Origin of the sequence: Butyricimonas sp. DFI.6.44 (genome assembly GCF_022132345.1) — a bacterium.
Lineage (GTDB): Bacteria > Bacteroidota > Bacteroidia > Bacteroidales > Marinifilaceae > Butyricimonas > Butyricimonas muris.
Genome location: NZ_JAKNJD010000006.1, coordinates 238,438 through 259,879, shown reverse-complemented (window position 1 = coordinate 259,879; position 21,442 = coordinate 238,438). Strand labels below are relative to the sequence as shown.

Genomic DNA, 21,442 nt, shown 5'->3' with positions numbered 1-21,442 from the left:
TAATTTATATTTTTGATTCGATTAGAAGTAAATCTAACTACAATGAAAAGTTCTATTTTATTTATACTAAGCGTTTGTTACATAGTAATTGTATGTTCATGCCAAAATAATTACAACTTCACGGGATACGCCCACCAACTTGCTAACGGCAAATGGGGGTTCATCAACGAGAAGGGGGAAGAAATCATTTCCTACAAATATGACCACGCTCTTGACTTCCAAGAAGGTTTGGCGGCTGTCAAAATGGGCAGCAAATACGGGTACATCAATATGTCCGGCGATATCGTTATCCCGTTGAAATACGATGTCGCGGAATCTTTCCAAAACAACGTGGCAAAAGTCTATTTCAACCGCTGCCAAGGAATTATCGCAACTACCGGCGAAGAAATTATTCCCTGCCTGTATGATGAAATCGAATTTCCGGGAGAAGACACGATTATCAAAGCGAAAAAACTGAATAAATACGGCTATATCACCCTTACCGATCAAACCGTTATTCCCTTCCTGTACGACGACATCGAAGAGTTCGATTCTACAGGTATCGCTCTCGCGAAACGGGAACAAAAATTCGGGTTCATCAACAAAAAAGGGAAAGAAATCCTTCCTTGCCAATACGATAAAATCCGTAAATTCGGTCCGATTCTATACCTCACGACACAAGATTCCCTTCATGGACTTCTCGATATAGACAAGAAAGAAATTCTTCCCTGCCAATATACCTCCCTCACGCTATGCGACGGGAGAGTGAATCTATTCAAGGGCAAACTAATACGCGTGGAACGGGACAATAAATTCGGGCTTATGAGCGGGGACGGCAGGGAACTGACCGAATGTAAATATGACCGGATAGAAGACTTCCAGAATTACGAAACCGCTCCCGTCAAACGAAACGGGAAATACGGGTACATGAATCGTTCCGGAAGAGAAATCGTCCCTGCCGAGTACGAGGACATTCAAGATTTCGGGAATGGACTATTTCGCGTAAAAAAAAGTCAAAAATACGGGCTTGTCGATAGTTCAGGCAACGAATTACTCTCTTGTATTTACGAATCCGTCGGGAAATTGGGAGGTAACCTGTACCGCATTTCTCAAAACAAACACTTCGGCATGGTCAACATCAGGGGTGAAGTCATGCTTCCATGTAAATACAAAGACATCTATTGGCTAAGTCTGGACCTCGGACGCCTGCTCGTCATGGATGACGAATTCATGGTCGGCTTACGAAATAGCGAAGGCAAAGAACTTATTCCTTGCAAGTACACCTATATCGGAGAATTTACCCCCGAGGGATACGCTATTGTCAGGCATCAAAACACAGAGGGCTATATCAACACGGACGGAAAAGAGATTGTTCCCTGCAAGTACAAAACCGTCTACCCGATCGGAGAAGACGGCACCTTGCAAGTTCAACAAACAGACGGACACATTATCCGAATCAAAATAGAGAACTAAATATCAATCCTTAAACTTGATCTTCAAGAATTGAAGACCTTATCAGGCTGAACAAAAGACCAATGTGTGTGTATTATTTTCCACTGATTGGACGGGTTCAATTTATAAACTTCCGTGCAATTCATTCTGAATACCCTACCCTCCCGATGAGCCTCATAGTTATAAGTCAGAACGGCTACTCCCGGAGATACCTGCACAACAGGATTTATCATTTTATACAAGTCGATTTTAATCTTCCCCCTGACATGAGCATAGTATTCTTCCAAGGCTCTTTTACCCTCCAGTTTATTCTCGAAAGCAGGATCGAAATAAACGACATCATCAGAAGACAACTCGATAAACCCGTCGGGATTCCCGTTATTCCATAACTCTAAAGCTTGTTTTTCCAAAGCTATAATTGTAGTCTTAATATCAGTCATAAAATTAATATGTATCTAAAACAAAAATTGATAGCGACACCAGATCACGAGTACTCCCAAGTAAAATACCTGTTCGATAATCAAGACGGAAGCCCCGCAACAATCGCCGGTATAGCCTCCTATCTTTGCCTTAAAGAAGAAGCGTAGAGCAACAGCCGCCAATATAGCGGGAACCACTGCCCAACAGAATGACGCATCTTTTAGAAAAAAGAAGGGAATCATCGTGATAGCCCCCACGAGAACAAAAATAAGTATTCGTACCTTACTGTAAATCACCTTTGTTTTACTCTCTTCTTCCTTGCGGACATAAGATAACGTGTTTATCATTACCGCTGTACACAATTTGGAAAAACAATCGGCGGCTATCACGATAGGAAAAATCATCGCGGGGTCGAAACTCGATAATAAAACATAATACAACATGAAATAAAGCACCAAACCTATGGTCCCGTAACACCCGATATGGGAATCTTTCATAATTGCCAGAATCTTCTCTTTAGAAGTTCCTCCCCCAAAGCCGTCAAAGAAATCTGCTAACCCGTCCTCGTGCAAAGCCCCAGTCAATAATATTCTGGCTATAATCGCCAACACACAAGCCACCCCCAACGGCAACACCTGTGCCGCCAACCACAGCACACCGCCGGTTGTCGCCCCCGTCAAAAATCCCACCAACGGCCAGAACTTAATCACATCCGCAAAATAGCGTTTATCCACGTTGACCAATCTCCATAATGGTAAACGCGTAAACATCATCACTGCCGCCAAAAGAGAACGCATAGTAATTTTAGATTTTAGATTTTAGATTCCAGCCGCACGAACCAACGCTTATTCTGTGATTTCAGATTCCGTGATTCACTCTCATTTTCAATTTTCAACTTTCAATTTTCAATTATTTAAAGTACTTCGTCACCGCCGCGGACTTAAAAGAAGCCATTTCGTTTATCATGTTCACGGCTGAAACCAGTAAAGGATAAGCACAGATTGCCCCGGTTCCCTCCCCCAAGCGTAAACCAAGATTCAACAGAGGTTCCGCCTTCAGGTAATCCAGCACAAGTTTATGCCCGCACTCGTCGCCCTGATGCCCGTAGATACAATAATCCGTCAATGCCGGATACAAAGCCCGTCCCGCCAACACACAATTCGTCATGATAAAACCGTCCACGATAATAATCATCCCCAATTCGGCAGCCCGAAGCATTCCTCCCACGGCAGCCAGCATCTCGAATCCGCCGAAATAACGAAGAATATCTTTAGCAGAACCGTCACCCTTGTAATTCTCCATGCAGCGACGCAAGACATTGTACTTGTGTTCCACACCTTCACGTGACAACCCGCTACCCGCTCCCACGCAATCCGATAAAGGAATCCCCGTCAAGTAAGTCATCCACAGGGAAGAAGTTGAAGTATTCGCGATTCCCATCTCCCCGAAACTCACCACATTCGTCCCCTCAGCATACACCATATCCACGATCTCCGCGCCAATCTCTATTGCCCGGTCAAACTCCTCTTCAGTCATGGCTGCCTCGTGCAAATAATTCGAAGTGATCTTCCGAATCTTCCGGTCAATCAATCCTTCCATAGGCCCAAAATCACAGTTCACCCCACAATCCACCAACTTAATCCCGAAACCGTGTTGACGGGCAAACATATTCACCCCGGCGCCCCCTTTGATGAAATTGGATATCATCTGTGCCGTCACCTCGGGAGCGGAAAAACTAACCCCTTCCGTCACGATACCATGATCTGCGGCAAAAATGATATTCTGCGGTTTTCTCAACTCCGGGGAAAGAGTTTGCTGTATCAAACCGATTTGAGCCGCAACCTTCTCCAACAATCCCAACGACCCTTTCGGTTTCGTCAAATTATTTATCTTATCAATCAAATCAGGCAAAATCGCCTTATCCGTTTCTTTTATAACAAAACTTCTCATACAATTAAAAATTGAAAATTGAAAATTGAAAATGCACGCGCACTTCCGATATTCAATTCGGATTATATTTTATTTACTTCACTCTCATGGCAATACCGGACACCATCAACACCACCTCATCGGCTGCACGACCGATATACTGGTTCACCCATCCCTGCAAATCCGTGAAACGGCGCTGCACGGGATCAACAGCTATTCCCCCCATCCCAATCTCGTTGGTCACGAATATAAACGTCGCCTCTTGCCGGGTAAACCGGTCGAACTCTTCTTTTATCTCTTCCAACGATTTATCCACGTCCGAATCATTATCAAAAAAGAAATTCGTGCTCCACAAAGTCACACAATCAATGACAACCACTCTCCCCCGCACGTCACATTTACTTATAAACTTCTCCTCTTCCAGATTCGTCCATTGCGCTCCCCGGTCTTGTTGATGACGCTTTACCCGCTCTTTAAATTCCTCGTCCCACACCCTTGAAGTAGCCAGATAAACCGGTTTTTCGGACAAATGCAACGCTAATTCTTGTGCGTACCTGCTTTTCCCGGAACGCTGTCCGCCCGTAACCAATATTAGTTTTCTTTTCATCATAGCGACAAATTTCTCTGTTTTTTCAAGAAATTCAAAACATTATTCCGGAAAATATAAAACATTTATTTTCGCCCCCATCCCGGCAAGGAATCCCCCCAAAATCCAAGAGTCACTCCCACCGTATAGCACGCGATATCACTCCACAGGAAACCGAAACCCAAAACCAACCCTCCCAACGTCGTCGCCCGGATAGAGTCTATCCAAGGTGCATGATATAACTGACTAACCTCTATCAAGTAAGAAAAGCTCAACGCAACACCAAAAGACGCACTTTTTTTCAAACTCACGAACAACAACCGGCAACCGAAATACACCATCATCGCCCAAAGCACATCCCCGACATACATTCTCACGAAGTCGATCGAGCAGATACTCGTCTTCCGGGAAAGCAATCCCAACACAACAATCCCCAATGTCAATAATAAATATCTTAACCGCACACTTTTCTCCATATTACATCTTTTCATTTCCTTCCGGGAAACACCGAAAGACTTAACAAGACAACAAATCTCTCTATTTTTTCAAGAAAAGCAAAGTATTACCCCGAAAAATATACAATATTTTCTATAACTTTGACCAAACCAATATCCTGAATCACAATGAACATCACATTTGAAAAACTAGGAAATACACACCAGAAAGAGGTTATGGACATCTTCAATTACTACGTTGAAAACAGTTTCGCGGCCTTTTCCGAAACCCGATTGCCGGACATCTTCTTTGAAAAAATAATGGAGAAAATACAAGACTATCCCGCCTACGCCATAAAAGATTCAGACACGGGAGCCATCGCGGGGTTCTGCTATTTAAGTGCTTATCACCCGTTCCCCACGTTCAAACACACGGCACAAATCAGTTATTTTATCCTCCCCCATTACACGCATGCCGGGGCAGGCAAAATGAGTCTGGATATACTGGAAACCGACGCGAAAAAACGGGGTATCCGGACAATCCTCGCCGACATTTCATCCAAGAATCCTCAAAGCATATCGTTTCACGAGAAATACGGGTTTAAACGTTGCGCGCAACTTGAAAAAGTGGGACATAAATTCGGGGAAGACTTCGACGTCATTATCATGCAGAAAGAACTGTAATCCTTGGGTTATCCCACGGTAATCCTACCTCATGGTGCTTACACCCCACATTTCACCCGCTTACACCTCCACCGGAAAAGGGCAAAATAACGGTGCAACAAGAGAGTTGTAAGCGTGTAAAGGTAGTATTACAGTAGAATCACCCCGGGAATACCGTGAGAAATGAAATTGTTTACTATTTTTGTATCGTGGATAATAAAAAATAGTGATGATTGAACTTATACTCTCCCGACATGGGGAAACACTGGAAAATCAACAACATATCCTGCAAGGACAACTTCCCGGCACACTCTCCCCTTTGGGCAAAGCGCAAGCGGAGAATCTGGCGGAAGACTTAAAGGATGAACAACTTGACGCTGTCGTGTGCAGTGATTTGGCACGAAGCTATGATACCGCACTCGCCGTGGCAAAACATCACGGACTAACACCCTTGCAAACTCCCTTATTACGGGAAATGGATTGGGGGGTATATACCGGGAAGCAATTGGACGATGTCGATTGGCTACATCTTCCCCCCAGCGTGGAATCCGTCGAGGCTCTCTTTCAACGTGCCATCGACTTTATCCATTACCTGCAAGAGAACTTCCCGAATCAACGCATCGTCGCCATCGGTCACGGGGCATTCAACCGGGCTATCATCGCATACCTTGAAGGGAAACGCCCTATCGACATGATAGACCTCCCTATCATGGAAAACACAACCCGGGTTTATTATAAAATATAAACAATAATCGAGAATTGGAAATCCCATTTTCAATTTTCAACTTTCAATTTTCAATTATTATGAGGATATACACGAAAGGAGGAGATAAAGGAACCACCGGAATACACGGGGGTAGCCGGGTAGATAAAGATGACATCCGCATCGAGGCAAACGGAACGCTCGACGAACTGAACGCGTCGCTAGGTGTCATCCGGGCTCTTTTGAACGAAGAGGACGAACGCCAAGAAGTATTAGCGTACCTTCAACGCTCGTTAATGATTGTCATGTCACAAGTGGCAACCCCTTCCGCTATCCGGACACAGAACCCGAACAAACTCCCGGAGGCTCTGGATACATTTTGCGAGCAACAAATTGACCGGATGAATAACGAAATGCAACATCCCTCTACACATTTCGTGCTACCGGGCGGAACCATGATTTCAGCCCAATGCCACGTGGCACGCACCATCGCCCGGAGAGCCGAAAGACGTTTATGGACACTAAACCGTACAGACGAAGTCCCCCCCCTCATCCTCCGCTTCATGAATCGCCTGTCCGATTTACTTTTCACCATGGCACGCTGGGATATGGATAAAGAAGGCTCGGAAGAGGAAAAATGGAAAGCTTTTCTTTACAAGAAAAAAAGCAATTGAAAGTTGAAAATTGAAAATGAAAAGAATCACGGAATAAGCGTCGGTTCGTGCGGCTGGAATCTAAAATCTAAAATTTAAAATCTAAAATTAACACATGTTTCTTCGCTCTATCATGTTTGTCGGTACCTGCTCGGACGCGGGAAAAAGCATCATCAACACGGCATTTTGCCGTATATTCAAACAGGACGGTTATCATCCCGCCCCCTTCAAGGCACAAAACATGTCCTTAAACTCTTTCTCCACCCCCGACGGGTTGGAAATAGGACGAGCCCAAGCCGTACAGGCGGAAGCGTGCAGTATAGCCCCGGAAAGCGACATGAATCCCGTGCTACTGAAACCCACGAATGACCAGAACTCGCAAGTGGTAGTAAACGGGAAGCCCGTCGGCAACATGTCCGCGAAAGCATACTTCATGTCCGACAACAAAGCCGGATTATTCAACGAAGCCTATGCCGCTTACGAGCGTTTGCGTGCCCGGTACAACCCGATAGTACTGGAAGGAGCCGGCAGCATATCCGAATTAAATCTCCGGGAGCGGGATATCACCAACATGCGCATGGCACTGCGCACCGATGCCGCCACCTATTTGGTCGCAGATATCGACCGGGGCGGCGTCTTCGGTTCCGTCTACGGTTCCATCGCCCTACTGTCGGAAGAAGAAAAACGCCAAATGAAAGGAATCATCATCAACAAGTTCCGGGGGGACAGCTCCCTTTTCGACGAAGGACGCCGCTTACTGCACGAATTGACAGGCATACCCGTTGTTGGGGTCATCCCTTACTTCCGGGATATCTATATCGAGGAGGAAGACTCCGTTTCCTTGGAAACCAAACACGCAAAAGCGGAAAGCGGGAAAATCAACGTCGCTATCGTACTGTTGAAAAGGATGTCCAACTTCACGGATTTCAACGTGCTGGAAAGAGATGAGCGATTCCACGCTTATTACACGAACAACACCGACGAAATCCGTAAAGCCGATATCATCATCCTGCCCGGCACCAAAAACACGATATCGGATTTACAAAATATCCGGGCAAACGGCATCGCCGAGGCAATCATTCGTGCCCACAAAGACGGGAAAAAAGTAATCGGCATCTGCGGCGGCTACCAAATGCTGGGCGCCCGCATCGAGGACCCCGACCAGATTGAAGGCGACATACCCGCCATACCGGGCTTGGGTATCCTTCCACTCGTCACGGTCATGGAACCGGAGAAAGTCACACGACAACGCCAATTCAACTTCCGCGATTACCCGGAAACTTGCCAAGGGTACGAAATCCACATGGGACGCACCGTCCTGCTCGACGGGGCATCCGCATCGCCTCTCAACCGGCTACCCGACGAACAGGCGGACGGCTACCTGCTCAGCGACAAATGCTGGGGTACCTACCTTCACGGCATTTTGGACAACAACGTCGTACTGAATGACTTGGCGGCAGGTCTAACCCAAGCCTCGCCTACAACATTCGACTACGCCGAGTTCAAGGAACAACAATATGACAAACTAGCCCGGCACGTGCGAGCGTGTGTTGACATGGACTATATATATTCCACACTTAAAACCAAATAACAATGCTAAACGGACATGGTGACGACCTGTTTCAGACAGGAACAAATATTAAAGCCAATTTCTCCACGAATGTATGGTACGACGCGGACGAGGATATCATCCGCTCCGTCCTCAAGACACAAATCGACACGATATTCCATTACCCGGAACCCGCTGCCGAGTCCTTTGTAAACGAGGTGGCAAATAGCCACAACCTGACTCCGCACAACGTGATTGCCGGGAACGGCGCCACTGAACTGTTTTACCTCATCGCCCACGCTTTCGAGGGGGCAAAGACGATACTACCGGTACCTTCTTTCAGCGAATACGAAGACGCTTGTACATTATACAAACACCAACTCTCATTCATCCCTTTGGAAAACTTCCAACCCATCGCGGGAGATTTGATGTTTATCTGTAACCCGAACAACCCGAACGGGTACATCTGGACGCAAGAACAAATAGAATACATCCTGCAACAATTCCCGGACATGACGCTTGTCGTGGATGAATCGTTCATCAACTTCGCCCCGACAGCAGAAACCTGCGAACCGCTATTGTCCCGCTACCCGAATCTATTGATAATACATTCCATGACCAAGAATTTCGCCATCCCCGGCTTACGCTTGGGCTACATGCTGGGAAATGAAGCCTTGATAGAACGCGTCCGGGCTTTCAAATCCCCGTGGAGCGTCAATTCGCTGGCTATCGAGGTCGGTAAATTCTTACTTAAAAACGGGAAATACCTACTCCCCGACACGAGCCGACTGATGAAACGAAAACAGCAATTGGTCAACCAACTCGACAACCTCCCCGGTTTCATCCCGTTGAATTCAGGTACTTCATTCTTCCTCGTGCACACGAAATTCGACACGAGGCAACTGAAACAACATCTCATCGAACAACACGGGATTCTAATCCGGGACGCCTCCAACTTCCGCGGATTGGATGAACACTACTTCCGGATAAACACCCTCTCCGAAGAGAAAAACCAAATGCTCGTGAACGCGCTAAAAAATTTAGAATTAAAATGAATTCATTTTCAATTTTCAATTTTCAATTTTCAATTATAATCGTTCCCCTCGTCATCGGGTACCTGCTCGACTTACTTTTCGGCGACCCGAGAAAGTTGCCCCATCCCATCGTGGCTTTCGGGAATATCATCGCTTGGTGCGAACGACATTTAAACAAAGGGAACCACCGGAAAACCAAAGGTTGTTTCATCGCTATCGGGTTGCCTCTCGCCACACTCTGCACGGGGGGAGTGCTCGCGTGGGGTTCTTGGCTCATTCATCCCGCCGTCTATTACATCGTTGCCTCCGTTTTCGTCTTCTACGGTCTGGCAAACCATAGCCTTATTCAAGAAGGCGGGGAAGTGATTCGCACGCTCGAAACGCAAGGATTGGAAGCCGGAAGAAAACGCCTTTCATGGATAGTGGGACGCGACACCAGTCAATTGCCCCCGAAAAAGATATACACTGCTGTACTGGAAACGATGGCGGAGAACCTCAGCGACGGAGTCGTCGCACCGCTATTCTTCTACGCCTTGGGCGGCTTTCCCGCCATGATGATGTACAAAATGGTAAACACCCTCGATTCCATGCTCGGGTACAAAGATGCCCGTTACAAGGACTTCGGCTGCTGTTCCGCGCATCTCGACGACATTTTGAATTACATCCCCGCCCGATTGACAGCTCTCCTGATGGCCTTATCCGGCTATCGAAAAGGCATTTTCAGCTTCATTCGAAAATACGCCCGGCAACACGCCAGTCCCAATTCCGGCTACCCCGAATCGGCGATGGCAGGCATCTTGAATTGCCGCTTCGGCGGACCCAACATCTACCACGGTATCCTCGTCGAAAAACCCTATATCGGCAGCAACGACCGGGAACTATCCGGCAGGGATTACAAACGAGCCGCCCGCATCAATCAAACCGTGTGCCTCGTTACCATCTTACTGATTTGCACCATTTATTCCATCATATAAAAGAGGGGGCGCACCCCCTCTCGTCCGTAAGGTCTGTAAGGTCCATAAGGTCTATTAAACCAAAAACTTCAAGAATCTAAGGCTCAACTTTACGGACTTTATGGACCTTATAGACTTTACGGACCTTACAGCCCTATTTCCGTCCCCCCAACTTATCGTCCATATACACAAGATTGTGCCCGTCCAATTTCCGAAGACGCTCCACGATTGTTTGCGCGGTATCTTCCTCCTCCACTTGTTCGTTCACGAATCCATTGATAAAATTCTGGGCGGCTTTATCACCTTCCTTGATAGCGACATCCAACAAATCATCAATCAATTTAGAAACATGGCACTCGTGTTCATAGACATGCTCGAACACCTCCAACGGCGTCCCCCATGCCACGGGTACCACGTCGATTTGCCCAATCTCGATATTTCCACCGCGTTTAATCACGAAATCAATCATCTCGTAAGCGTGCTCCAACTCCTCTTTAGACTGTGCTTTCATCCATGATGCCATCCCGGGATACCCACTCTGGGCGAAATACACGGACATTGACAAATACAAGTTAGAAGACCACATCTCGGCATTCACCTGAGCGTTAAACGCTTTCACTAAATTCTCTTTCATCATATCTCTTTTATTTAAAGTTTATTCTATTCTCCGAATAAAGCTGAACAAAACATATGCCACGCGATGCCCTCTGTCAAAAATACCCGCCACGGGACAAATTGTCATTCCGAATCCCGTAACGCCATATTCAACAATCGTTCCATCCCGCACTCCCCCCAGTAAAAATGGACGTAACTCGCTATTACATTTTTGTAACGGTAAACAGGTGTATCCACCCTTCCCCCTTTAGCATTGTACACTTCTCCCACGCGAACCACCTCTTCCGTCCCCGGTTTCACGCGGGAATAATGAAACTCATGCCCCCGAATCGCCTTACCGTTCAAGACCACTTCCCGGTACCCCAGCTTCAACTTCATGGGTTCCATGGTCGCTTCCCGACTCAAAACCCCAACCATGGGATAAGCGACACCATCCGTTCCGGCAATAGATTCACACAAATACATCATTCCCCCACACTCCGCCAACACACGCCCTCCCGCCTCGCAATAAGCACGAAGAGCCTGTTTCATCTCTTCATTTCCGCTTAATTCGGCAAGAAACAACTCGGGATACCCGCCCGGCAAATAAATCAAATCGGCTTCCGGCAACACGGTATCATGCAACGGGCTAAAAAACACGACCTCCCCCTCTCGCTCCAAAGCCCCGATATTCTCCCGGTACATGAAATTAAAAGCCTCATCCCGCGCGACCGCAATCTTCATCTCTCCCCGTTCCGCGTCCCCGTTCACTCCACATGCCGGGAAATCCGTCGTACAAATCTCCAACAACCGCTCCACGTTCACGGTTTTAGCTATCACCTCCGCCACCCGATTGGCAAACTCGTCAAAACAGCAACTCCCGTCAATCGACAATCCCAAATGACGGGAAGGAATCACAATCCCTTCATCCTTGGGGATATACCCCAGAGCTTCAATCCCGACATCCTCGCAAGCACCCCGCAGGTAAGCGTAATGCGACTCCGACGCCACGAAATTAAAGATAGCCCCGACAACACGAATCCCCGGATAAAAATGCTTGAACCCGTATAACACGGGTGCCACGGAATAAGCCGTCGACTTGGCATTCAACACCAGCACCACGGGAATCCCCAGCAAACCGGCAATCTCAGCACTACTTCCCTTCATCTTATCATACCCGTCAAATAATCCCATGACGCCCTCTGTAACGCACACGTCACATGTCGTCCCGTAACGTGCATATAGCTGCCGCACGTGTTCGGAAGAAGCCATAAAAGTATCCAAATTAACAGCCTCCTCTCCGGCAGCCATCGCGTGATGTTTCGTATCAATATAATCCGGACCGCATTTGAACGGCTGCACTTTCATTCCCCTGTTCCTCAACAATCGCAATAATCCCAACGTGAAAGTCGTTTTCCCACTGCCGGAAGTCGCCGCACCAATCAATACTTGAGGTTTACGCATAATCATCCATCATTTGTTTATTGCAAAGATACAATGCAAATTCAAACCCTAGTATATTTTTCTTGTAACTTACAAAATCTTTTTCAACTTCTCCTTTATTTTTAACGCACAAAACAAACATAGCACAATCATTCATTGAATAGTGAATCATCCCAATAATAGACTATTCCTCACTTGGGAAGGTTAAAAAATACTTATCCTCTATATTTTATATTAAACATCTTCCAAAATATACCTATATAGACATATTTTTGAATATTCTTTATATACCTTTGTAAAAATATTCAATACCGAAAGAGGATGAAAATCAAAAAACAACTAAGCGTGTATGTGCTGTGTCTATTTGCATGTACTTTCTTTTTTACAGGATGTAAAAAAGATGTCTACAACCCCAACAAAAACACCCCGATAGAGGATGCTTTTGACTATGCAACAACAAAAGTTATTCCAATAGCAGTGGACTATGGTATTAAAGGCAACAAAGCCGTATTTGAAGTTTACGACAAGAACCCACTGGAAACTGAAAACGGAGTTTCTAAAAAGAAAGAAGGAGTAAACTCTCTCTTGACAACTTATACCGATGGAAATAGCAAACGCACCGGGAAGATTAATCTACCGATAGCTACTTCCAAGGTTTATCTTTATTCCGAATCATACGGTCTACCGACCTGCGTAGAAATTGATGTCACTGAATCCGGTATAAAGTTTAATTCAGAGGACTATATCGCAAGTTTGAAAAAGAATCAATCCGCAAAACAAGCAAGCAAACAACTTGCCCGAGAAATTGACCCGTATAACCCATATAACGTCAAAACAATAAATTCATGGGATAGTGACGGACTTCCTGATAACCTACTGAAAATCACTACTGACGAATCTTACAGCGCCCAAGGTATTCTTAACCGTATTCAGAGCACATTGCTTCCCGGTAAAAATAACTCACAATATGCCAAACCAACAGAGGAAGTAAATATTAACGTGCTCAAGGATACACGTGTAACTTTAGTATTTGCAGGGGAAGCAGCTCAATACGAAAACACGTTGGGATACTACTATTATGAAACGGGAAAAGCCCCCAAAGATGGCAAAGAATTTATGGAACTACCTAAATACATCGCATTCCCCAAGTGTTCGCTGTGGCCTCCTTTAGAATATGGTATGCGAATGAACTTAAAATACTACGATAAAGATGGTAACGCTACAGAAACTTTTCCCAAAGGTACTACTATCGGATGGTTTATCATCAGTGATGGTTTCAATTATTCAGGAGGTGTAGATTTTTCGGGGAAATCTTACTGGTTCTCAAATAACGAATTCAATATGATGGAGGAGAAACGTTGTGTAAGTTTATATGATACAGAAACCAAAAACATCATCCTTGGATTTGAAGATGGTGATAACAGGAGCGGCGTAGATTACGATTATAAAGACGTTCTCTTTTTCTTAACAAACGAAGACGGCGATATTGATATTTCAGACAAACCGACCACAAAACCGGAGGAATTTCCTCCCGTTACGACTGTTAGAACAGGGACTCTCGCATTTGAAGACTTGTGGCCAAACAAAGGTGATTACGACATGAATGACGTTGTCATTACTTACGAAAGAAGCTTCACTGTCGATGAGAACAATAACGTTACCGAACTTAAAGATATTTACACCCCGGTACACAGAGGCGGACAAATCAAAAGCGGATTCGGGTATCAAATTGGAATTCTCACAGCCAGCGTGTCTGACGTTAAAATTGAAAATGGCGGCAGCAAAGCCGAGAATATTTTTAACAACATGGAATCAGGGCAAACGAATGCCACATTTATCCTTTTTGATGACATGGAACAAGCCGTGAAAAGCGGACCTATTACAGTGACAATAAAAGCAAAAGGATTGACATCCGAAACTATGCAAGATCCCCATTTCTACAATCCATTTATCCGTGTCAGCCCGAATAAAAACGGTAAAAACCCGATACAGGAAGTACACCTCACGAACTATCCCCCTACCGATCTTGCTGATCTGACCTATTTCGGAAGATATCAAGACCATAGTAGCCTCGACGAAGATGGCAATCTTATCGGACCGAATTATTACGTGAGCGACAACGATTATCCTTTCGCCATAGACCTACCGATAACAGATTACGTGGTTCCGACAGAAGCTGTACATATTGACGAGTTTTATCCTAAATTCAAAAGCTGGGCAAGTTCAAAGGGAGAAAAGAACCCGGATTGGTACTTACATCCCGCGAAGAAATAATAAACACCTCTCATAAATTTGTTAAGAAACCGCCCCATTACGAGGCGGTTTCATTTATAATAAACTTACATTAAATCCCTAATTTCTTTCTGATGTCCTTCGGAATCGCGTTCTTGTGTACCAGAATATCCATCGTCTTCAACGCCATATAAGGATAAGAAACGTAGAAATATCCACCGAACTTATTGTATTTATTCCATGAATTCTTCACGATAAAATAAGGGGTTCCATTCTGATCCATTGCCTTGCCGATAACGTGCATACCGTGGTCATCAGTCGTCTGGTAACGATCAAATTCCTCTTGTCGCATCTCTTGGGTAATCTTTTTCTCGGGAGCCGGAGCCAGTTTGAAAGCATCCATCGTCTGTTGTTCTTTAGGTAATTTCTCCCATTTAGCAATTTCAGCCCCGGTCATCTCTCTCGTGTCGGTCGAGGGCACCACCGCCACCCCGGCATCCTTCGTGGCGAATCCTTTCTCGCTCACGTCGGCACCCCAAACAAAGGTATACCCGTTATCAATCGCACTCTCCATAACCCGCATCAACTCGTTCAACGGAATATTGTAAGCCTTATCCCACGACCAATTGTCTTCCACCTCCAAGGCAAACTCCGTGTAGAAAGGATGGTGCGTGAATGAGGTCAGGTTCACGTAATCGTCCATGTTCAAGCCCACCACCTCGTCGGCAAAAGTCCGAGGAGTGTACTCTTTCCCCTTGTACTCGAACTTCTCGGGCTCCTCGCCAAGATAAACATCCAAAATAGCATCAAACCCTTTCTTCCAAGCCGTACTCAAACGTTTATTTCTATTCTCGACCACCGCTTCCACGTACGCTTTCAACACGGCGTCAATCTCCCCGAACACATGATTCGGCTCCCCGTAATTCAAACCCTTGAACACCTCAAGAGGCACAATCCCGTACTTCTTCGCCATGTTAATAACATCCGACGAAGCACCACCCACGGCAAAATTCAACACACCATGCAAACGCACATACTTGTCCGCCTTGTCACTGTAAGCATGCTTCACGAAATAAATAGCCGAAAGATTAACCGAATCTTTTCCCTGTCGCATCATCTCCGACTCCAGAAAAGAAGCCGTAGACCACGACCAACAAGTCCCGGCACGAAACTGATCTTTCACGGAAGTAGCGGGCAATCTCTTAATATCCGTAAACTTATACCCTTCAGGTTTCACGGTATCCTGCTTTACCGTATCTTGCGCGTAAACACCCGCATGGGCAGCAAAGACCAAAACAAATAAAAACAATACAAACTTTTTCATATTCTTATATTATAATGACTATTCTATTTTTTGACAAAAGTAGCCAATAAGTCTGCATTCTGACGTCTACCCCGCAAAATATTTCCACAGATTTCATAAACAACAAATTAGCAGGTTACAAATCAAATACTAACTTGTAACCTGCCAACCTGTAACTTTCGCCTTCGGCGAAACTAAAAAGTATATGACACGGATGCCTGATAATTCCGGGGTTTTCCCAGTACAGTTGTTTTCTCGAAATACTCCTTGTCAAACAAATTATTAATATTCAAAGCCAGATTCACATGCCCTTTAATCGTGTAATATATTCCCGCATCCATCAGCCACAACGCCGGAGTGTAAATTCGTTCCTTGATATCGGAGAACACCTTATCCTTGAAATTTCCGCTTAATTGGAACGACAAGTTCTTCAACACCCCCGTGGGAATCGTGTAATCGGCATACGCGTAAAAAGTTGTACGAGGCACACCTGTTTCACGCACATTCTTATTCTCTTCCTTGTATTTCGAGAATCGTCCGCTCTCCGCTATCTGTCGCAAACGATATTCCGCCCAACTCAATCCCGTCGTAAACCGAAGCGTCGGAAGAGGACGAACCACAATCTCAAAATCAAATCCCTTTGACATACCTCGACCTACTTGCCCTTGAATATTCCTCGTCACGGTGCTGCCGTCGACCACTACAGTAGTATCTCCCAAACTCTTCACGATATTATAGCGACTCGTGTAGAAAACTGAAGCGTTGACATCCACCCATTCATTCAACGTGTAATGCCCCCCGACTTCTGCCGAAATTCCTTTCTCCGGCTTAAACACTTCTCCGCCATCCGTGTCGGGATTGAACTCGTTCCCCTTTCTATCCAAATACATAATATCCGGATTATAGAACTTCACCACCGGATTGAAGAAAGAAGAAGCGGAAGCATAAAATGACAATTCCGGCACAGGGAAATACACCACTCCCGCCCGATACGTGAAAGCGGAAGTCTTCACTTTATTCCATTCCGAACGGTTCTCCTTCTTGTAGTCCTGTTTCCCGTCCAAAACCTTTGCTGTTGCCGTTTTATAGTTATAAAAATCCACGCGTCCGGACAACATCACCTTCCATTGGTCGCTAAATTCCATCACATCATGCAAATACACGGCATGCGTTCTATCGGTTTTCAGACTTGCAGCTGAAATTTTGGAATCCCACCAGCCTTGTACCAGTTGCGGATTCTTCAATGCCAACACAGCACCCAATCCGGGTCCCCACAAATCATCACTCCCGTACCCGTTATACTGTACAAAATCAAACGCGAAATACGACCACCCCAATGTATAATGGTGTTTCACGAATCCGGTCTCCACGTTACCTGTCAATTCCAGCACATTACTCAATTGTTTATGATCCGGGTTAAAGTTCAACGGTTTATTTCGCACCACAGAATCCAGATTTATATAGGTCGTTTTACCTTTCGAGGTATAATACCATTTATAAATAGATTCCTCCGAAGTCCGGTACCCCAATCCTTCCACGCAGCAATAATCCAAATCGCTATGGAAATAAGTAAACCTCTCTCGCAATGTCATGTTCTCGGATATCACGTGAGTGTACCGTGCCGTCACGTCCCATACTTTACGCTTCATCCGATTATTCGCATAATCATTATATATCTCGTGATAATCGGCATAAGGATGCCGTTCTCCGTTCTTCATAAAAGGCCCGGTATCCTTACCGACTTCGTACACATCATAACGCACGGTCGGTGCGGCCCCTATTTCAGTCGTGTACTTATCATCCGCGTAACTGCCACTCACTTCCAATCTCCCTACTTTGCCGACATTCGCACCTAAAACCCCATAAAGGGAGAATCGATTCGCGTTCGTGCGCCGGTAACCGTCGCCCGTGGAATAATGGATATTCGCCCGGTAATCAAGCGGTCCCACCAACTTTCCCCCGAAACCCAATGTAGCCCGTTTTTCTTCCCAACTACCATAACTAATCCGGGCATTAGCTGAAAAATCCGGTGTTACCTTCTTGCGCACGATGTTCAAAACCCCTCCCATGGCAGAATGTCCCGCCAACACCGAAGCGGGTCCTTTTATTAATTCGATGGACTCCACGGATGACAAGTCCCCGTAAGGAACATTCTGGCTAACCGTTCGCTCGTCCCGCATCCCGTCGATCATGATAAGCGCGCTCCCTTGTCCCCGGATAGAGAATCGTTGGAACGCCCCCAGTTGATTTGTCTTGTGAATAATCCCGGGCAAAAACTTCACGGCATCTTCCAGATTCACGATACCTTTACGCTCCAGCATCTGCCCGGAAAGTTTACTTACCGTTATCGGGACAAAGCGCAACGGTACATCCAACCCCAACAAATCGATACGTTTTCTTTTTTCAAGCACACTTACTTCATCGATACGAAAAATCGTATCCGTGATACTTTTCTTTTTGCGCTTGTCTTCATCCTCGGCGAAAAGCGAGCCGACACACGCGAACAGCAATAATGCCAATACAACAACTTTTTTCATACAAACTATATATTAATAATGAATAAAGCATTATTAACATAGTCTTTAGGGTAACATGAGTTTCAAGGTAAAATCCGTATTTTCCCTCTCGCTTTTTCTCCCGAAAGCTATGGTTATCATCGTTCGGCAGGTCTTCTGACTTGTTCCGGATTTTGTTGCCTTCCCGGTGGTTACACCAGTGACATTTGAAGTACAAAATCCCTTGTAAAGGAACTTACAGCTGCGGGTACAGTCCCGGATTCACACCGGATTCCCTATTAAGCGTCGCCTTCATGAGCGAAGGTTCCGCACCAAAACAGGGGCAAAAGTAATATATTTTTCTATATTATGCATTTCTTGCATGACTTTTTTATTTTCTTTACAACACTCAGATTTTCAACACAATCAAAGGAGATGTAATTTCTCTATATCCTATTTTACCACTAATCCCCCTACAAATTATTAATTAATTTTTTCCCCGTTTCATTGTATTTTTTAATGGAATCTGCATACATTCGCGGAGTCTTTGGTGATGTGTTAATATCCAATTAGCGCACAAGAGGGAAGTCGGTTAGAATCCGACACAGTGCCCGCTACTGTGATGCCCGTTTCCCCGGGAGGGGATTCAAAGAAAGGTTCTTGCACCACTGTCCTCGCGGACGGGAAGGTACTTTTCTTAGGCGTAGTCAGGAGACCTGCCAAAGCAAAACAGGTAATAGCGTATTCCCGGGGTCAGGAGTACCATTATGAACTTTTAAACTTAATCTTACATGAAGAAATTTGTAGCGCTGACTACATTATTCGTAGTAGCATTAGCGAGCATCGCTTTTGCAGAAATCACCTTAAAGGGGAAAGTTGTAGATGCCAAAACCGGTAAAGCCCTTGCCGGGGCAAATGTTCGGTTGGTGGGAACAAGCATCGGTATCGCCACGAATAACAAGGGCGAATTCATTCTGGAAAAAATACCCGACGGGACTTACACGCTTCGTGCCAGCTACTCCGGCTACGAGGTCGGTTCCATGAAAGTGAACGGAAACAAAAGTGACATATTATTCCAGTTACTCGCCACCCCGGTAAACTTGAATCAGGTCGTGGTGACGGGAACAGGAACCCACCGCCGATTGAAAGATTCGCCCGTCCCGGTAGAAGTGATTAGCGGGTCGGACTTAAGGCAGGCAGGAGTAAACTCCTTCGAGGACGCCCTCCTGTTGCTGAACCCCGCGTTCAATATTCGCCCCACGGTCATGGGCTCGTACTTCACGCTCAACGGCATGAGTAATAAATACATCTTGATTCTCGTCGACGGGAAGAAAGTGGCGGGAGATGTTTCCAACAATACCGACTTGTCGCGTATCGACATGGGACGGGTGAAACGCGTCGAGATATTGAAAGGTGCGGCTTCCGCCCTCTACGGTTCGGACGCTATCGCCGGGGTAATCAACGTTATCACCGAACAACCGAAAGACCCGATTAGCGTGCAGTCGAAAACCCGTTTCGGGGGAGAATCCAGCTTCTCGCAAAATGCCGGTGTTGATTTGAATTTCGGCAAATTTACTTCCTCCACCTCTTACCAAAGGCGGCAGATGGGCGGATGGCAATTAAACCCCAATGAAATCAGCGGCGACACGGTTATCCCCACGAGAAGTGAATCATCCAGTAAATTCCATTCCAATATTATTACCCAACACTTCACTTACGCGCCCAACGAGCAATTGAAACTCTACGCGCAAGGAAGTTATTTCAACCGGGAAGTAAATCGTCCGGTACAAGAAAAGAAAAACGACGGGGCGTACCAATACGACCTTACCTACATGGATTATAATTTCGGCTTGGGCGGAAAATACTTCATGAACGATGGAGCGTACATCTCCCTCGACCTTTACATGGACAATTACGAGTACAACAAACTCTACACAGTTGCCCAACTTGACAAAAAAGACACGACATTCCGGGTTGGGGATGAAGAATTGACCAAACGCCAAAAATATTACAACGGGAACCTGAAAGGCGTATTCCGGGTGGGCGGATACAACAAACTCACGCTCGGTACGGAATACGCTAACGACTACATGAAAAATCCCGGCAGCCTCGACGAACCGAAAGAAATCTACACGCTCGCCGTATACGCGCAGGATGAAATCCGTGTATGGAAGAATCTACAAATCCTCCCCGGTTTCCGTTACGTTTACAACGAGATGTTCAAGAACCGCTTCACCCCGAAGATTGCCCTTATGTACACGCTCGGCTCGTTCAACTTCAGAACTTCCTATGCCGCCGGATTCAAAACTCCCAGCATACAGGAACTATACTACGACTACGAGAACCGGGGAGCCATCACCATCGGGAATCCCGACTTGAAACCGGAAAAAGCGAATTATTATAACGTGAACGTGGAGTATACCGGGAAATACCTCAATATTTCCGCGAACGGGTATATCAATGACGTGAAAGACATTATCGAGAAATACGACATCGGGGCCACGGACGAAGATAAAGCCAATGGAATAAAAACCCGTAACGTGTACCACAACCTCGACAAAGCCAGCATCAAAGGTTTCGACATCTCCGTGAACAGTTACCTCGGAGCCGGATTCTCCGCCGCGGGGGCTTACAACTGCGTTTACGCTGCCGACGGGGAAGGACGCCGCCTAAGCGAATCGGTAAGACACGCCGCCACCTTCCGGGGAGGCTGGACTCACGAGTGGAACAAATACCGCCTGCACGTGAATGTCAACGGGAGAATACAAGGCTCGAAATACATCTACAAGGTAGACTCCAAAACAGGTAAAATCACCGACACCAGTGCTCCCAAGTACCAACTTTGGAACCTTGCCACCACGCATACTTTCGCGCCCGTGGGTAACTTCCTGTTTGAACTGAACGCCGGGATAGACAACCTCTTCGACTGGACGGACGACCGCCCGAACGGCGTGAACTACGCTACCCTGAACCCCGGCAGAACATTCTTCGCCAGTCTTGTAATCCGTTTCACGAAATAA

At 45.9% G+C, this 21,442-nt stretch carries 18 protein-coding genes and 2 riboswitches; of the genes, 9 read left to right on the top strand and 9 right to left on the bottom strand.

Going from position 1 to position 21,442, the window contains the following annotated elements; genetic code table 11:
- The first annotated feature begins 42 nt into the window (after nucleotides 1-42).
- The gene (locus tag L0M98_RS10315; RefSeq protein ID WP_227215685.1) at nucleotides 43-1,452 is read left to right on the top strand and encodes a WG repeat-containing protein; all 1,410 of its coding nucleotides are present in this window, start codon (nucleotides 43-45) and stop codon (nucleotides 1,450-1,452) included.
- Nucleotides 1,453-1,475: 23 nt separating this feature from the next.
- On the opposite strand, the gene L0M98_RS10310 is transcribed toward L0M98_RS10315, so the two are convergent.
- From L0M98_RS10310 to L0M98_RS10290, 5 genes are all read right to left on the bottom strand, one after another.
- A complete protein-coding gene (locus L0M98_RS10310; RefSeq protein WP_227215686.1) occupies nucleotides 1,476-1,871 on the bottom strand; it encodes a YybH family protein in 396 nt (131 codons plus the stop codon).
- A 15-nt stretch (nucleotides 1,872-1,886) separates the two neighbouring features.
- Nucleotides 1,887-2,648, bottom strand: a complete 762-nt coding sequence (gene cobS, locus L0M98_RS10305) for an adenosylcobinamide-GDP ribazoletransferase (RefSeq protein ID WP_099290860.1) — start codon at nucleotides 2,646-2,648, stop codon at nucleotides 1,887-1,889.
- A gap of 112 nt (nucleotides 2,649-2,760) precedes the next feature.
- Nucleotides 2,761-3,801: a nicotinate-nucleotide--dimethylbenzimidazole phosphoribosyltransferase gene (cobT, locus tag L0M98_RS10300; protein WP_186974522.1), complete on the bottom strand. Its 1,041-nt coding sequence runs from the start codon at nucleotides 3,799-3,801 to the stop codon at nucleotides 2,761-2,763.
- A 73-nt stretch (nucleotides 3,802-3,874) separates the two neighbouring features.
- Nucleotides 3,875-4,387, bottom strand: coding sequence for a bifunctional adenosylcobinamide kinase/adenosylcobinamide-phosphate guanylyltransferase (locus L0M98_RS10295; protein ID WP_227215819.1), 513 nt, complete (start codon nucleotides 4,385-4,387; stop codon nucleotides 3,875-3,877).
- 65 nt (nucleotides 4,388-4,452) lie between these two features.
- Nucleotides 4,453-4,842 (bottom strand): ribosomal maturation YjgA family protein, encoded by a 390-nt coding sequence (locus tag L0M98_RS10290; protein WP_227215687.1) that lies wholly within the window; start codon nucleotides 4,840-4,842, stop codon nucleotides 4,453-4,455.
- 147 nt (nucleotides 4,843-4,989) lie between these two features.
- On the opposite strand from L0M98_RS10290, the gene L0M98_RS10285 reads away from it, so the two are divergent.
- The 6 genes from L0M98_RS10285 (at nucleotide 4,990) to cbiB (ending at nucleotide 10,376) form a co-directional block, all read left to right on the top strand.
- Complete coding sequence (locus tag L0M98_RS10285) at nucleotides 4,990-5,484, top strand: GNAT family N-acetyltransferase (protein ID WP_186974523.1); 495 nt, start codon at nucleotides 4,990-4,992, stop codon at nucleotides 5,482-5,484.
- A 202-nt stretch (nucleotides 5,485-5,686) separates the two neighbouring features.
- Nucleotides 5,687-6,208 (top strand): histidine phosphatase family protein, encoded by a 522-nt coding sequence (locus tag L0M98_RS10280; protein ID WP_186974968.1) that lies wholly within the window; start codon nucleotides 5,687-5,689, stop codon nucleotides 6,206-6,208.
- Between the two features lie 59 nt (nucleotides 6,209-6,267).
- Complete coding sequence (locus L0M98_RS10275) at nucleotides 6,268-6,840, top strand: cob(I)yrinic acid a,c-diamide adenosyltransferase (protein ID WP_227215688.1); 573 nt, start codon at nucleotides 6,268-6,270, stop codon at nucleotides 6,838-6,840.
- Between the two features lie 94 nt (nucleotides 6,841-6,934).
- Entirely contained in the window at nucleotides 6,935-8,410 is a 1,476-nt protein-coding gene (locus tag L0M98_RS10270) for a cobyric acid synthase (RefSeq protein ID WP_227215689.1), read from the top strand.
- A 2-nt stretch (nucleotides 8,411-8,412) separates the two neighbouring features.
- Entirely contained in the window at nucleotides 8,413-9,423 is a 1,011-nt protein-coding gene (locus L0M98_RS10265) for a pyridoxal phosphate-dependent aminotransferase (RefSeq protein ID WP_227215690.1), read from the top strand.
- Nucleotides 9,420-10,376 (top strand): adenosylcobinamide-phosphate synthase CbiB, encoded by a 957-nt coding sequence (gene cbiB, locus L0M98_RS10260; RefSeq protein ID WP_227215691.1) that lies wholly within the window; start codon nucleotides 9,420-9,422, stop codon nucleotides 10,374-10,376. The genes L0M98_RS10265 and cbiB overlap by 4 nt, the downstream gene beginning before the upstream one ends.
- Before the next feature lie 133 nt (nucleotides 10,377-10,509).
- On the opposite strand, the gene L0M98_RS10255 is transcribed toward cbiB, so the two are convergent.
- Nucleotides 10,510-10,992: a ferritin gene (locus L0M98_RS10255; protein WP_186974528.1), complete on the bottom strand. Its 483-nt coding sequence runs from the start codon at nucleotides 10,990-10,992 to the stop codon at nucleotides 10,510-10,512.
- A gap of 101 nt (nucleotides 10,993-11,093) precedes the next feature.
- Nucleotides 11,094-12,413, bottom strand: a complete 1,320-nt coding sequence (locus L0M98_RS10250) for a cobyrinate a,c-diamide synthase (RefSeq protein ID WP_227215692.1) — start codon at nucleotides 12,411-12,413, stop codon at nucleotides 11,094-11,096.
- 300 nt (nucleotides 12,414-12,713) lie between these two features.
- On the opposite strand from L0M98_RS10250, the gene L0M98_RS10245 reads away from it, so the two are divergent.
- Entirely contained in the window at nucleotides 12,714-14,666 is a 1,953-nt protein-coding gene (locus L0M98_RS10245) for an LruC domain-containing protein (RefSeq protein ID WP_227215693.1), read from the top strand.
- A gap of 70 nt (nucleotides 14,667-14,736) precedes the next feature.
- On the opposite strand, the gene L0M98_RS10240 is transcribed toward L0M98_RS10245, so the two are convergent.
- Both L0M98_RS10240 and L0M98_RS10235 read right to left on the bottom strand, forming a co-directional pair.
- A complete protein-coding gene (locus L0M98_RS10240) occupies nucleotides 14,737-15,948 on the bottom strand; it encodes an aminopeptidase C (RefSeq protein WP_227215694.1) in 1,212 nt (403 codons plus the stop codon).
- A gap of 173 nt (nucleotides 15,949-16,121) precedes the next feature.
- Nucleotides 16,122-18,464, bottom strand: a complete 2,343-nt coding sequence (locus L0M98_RS10235; protein WP_227215695.1) for a TonB-dependent receptor — start codon at nucleotides 18,462-18,464, stop codon at nucleotides 16,122-16,124.
- Nucleotides 18,465-18,572: 108 nt separating this feature from the next.
- Nucleotides 18,573-18,774, bottom strand: a riboswitch (cobalamin riboswitch).
- 179 nt (nucleotides 18,775-18,953) lie between these two features.
- Nucleotides 18,954-19,160: riboswitch (cobalamin riboswitch) on the top strand.
- A 53-nt stretch (nucleotides 19,161-19,213) separates the two neighbouring features.
- Between L0M98_RS10235 and L0M98_RS10230 the strand changes: the two genes are divergently transcribed.
- On the top strand, nucleotides 19,214-21,442 hold the full coding sequence (locus L0M98_RS10230; protein WP_227215696.1) for a TonB-dependent receptor: 2,229 nt from the start codon (nucleotides 19,214-19,216) through the stop codon (nucleotides 21,440-21,442).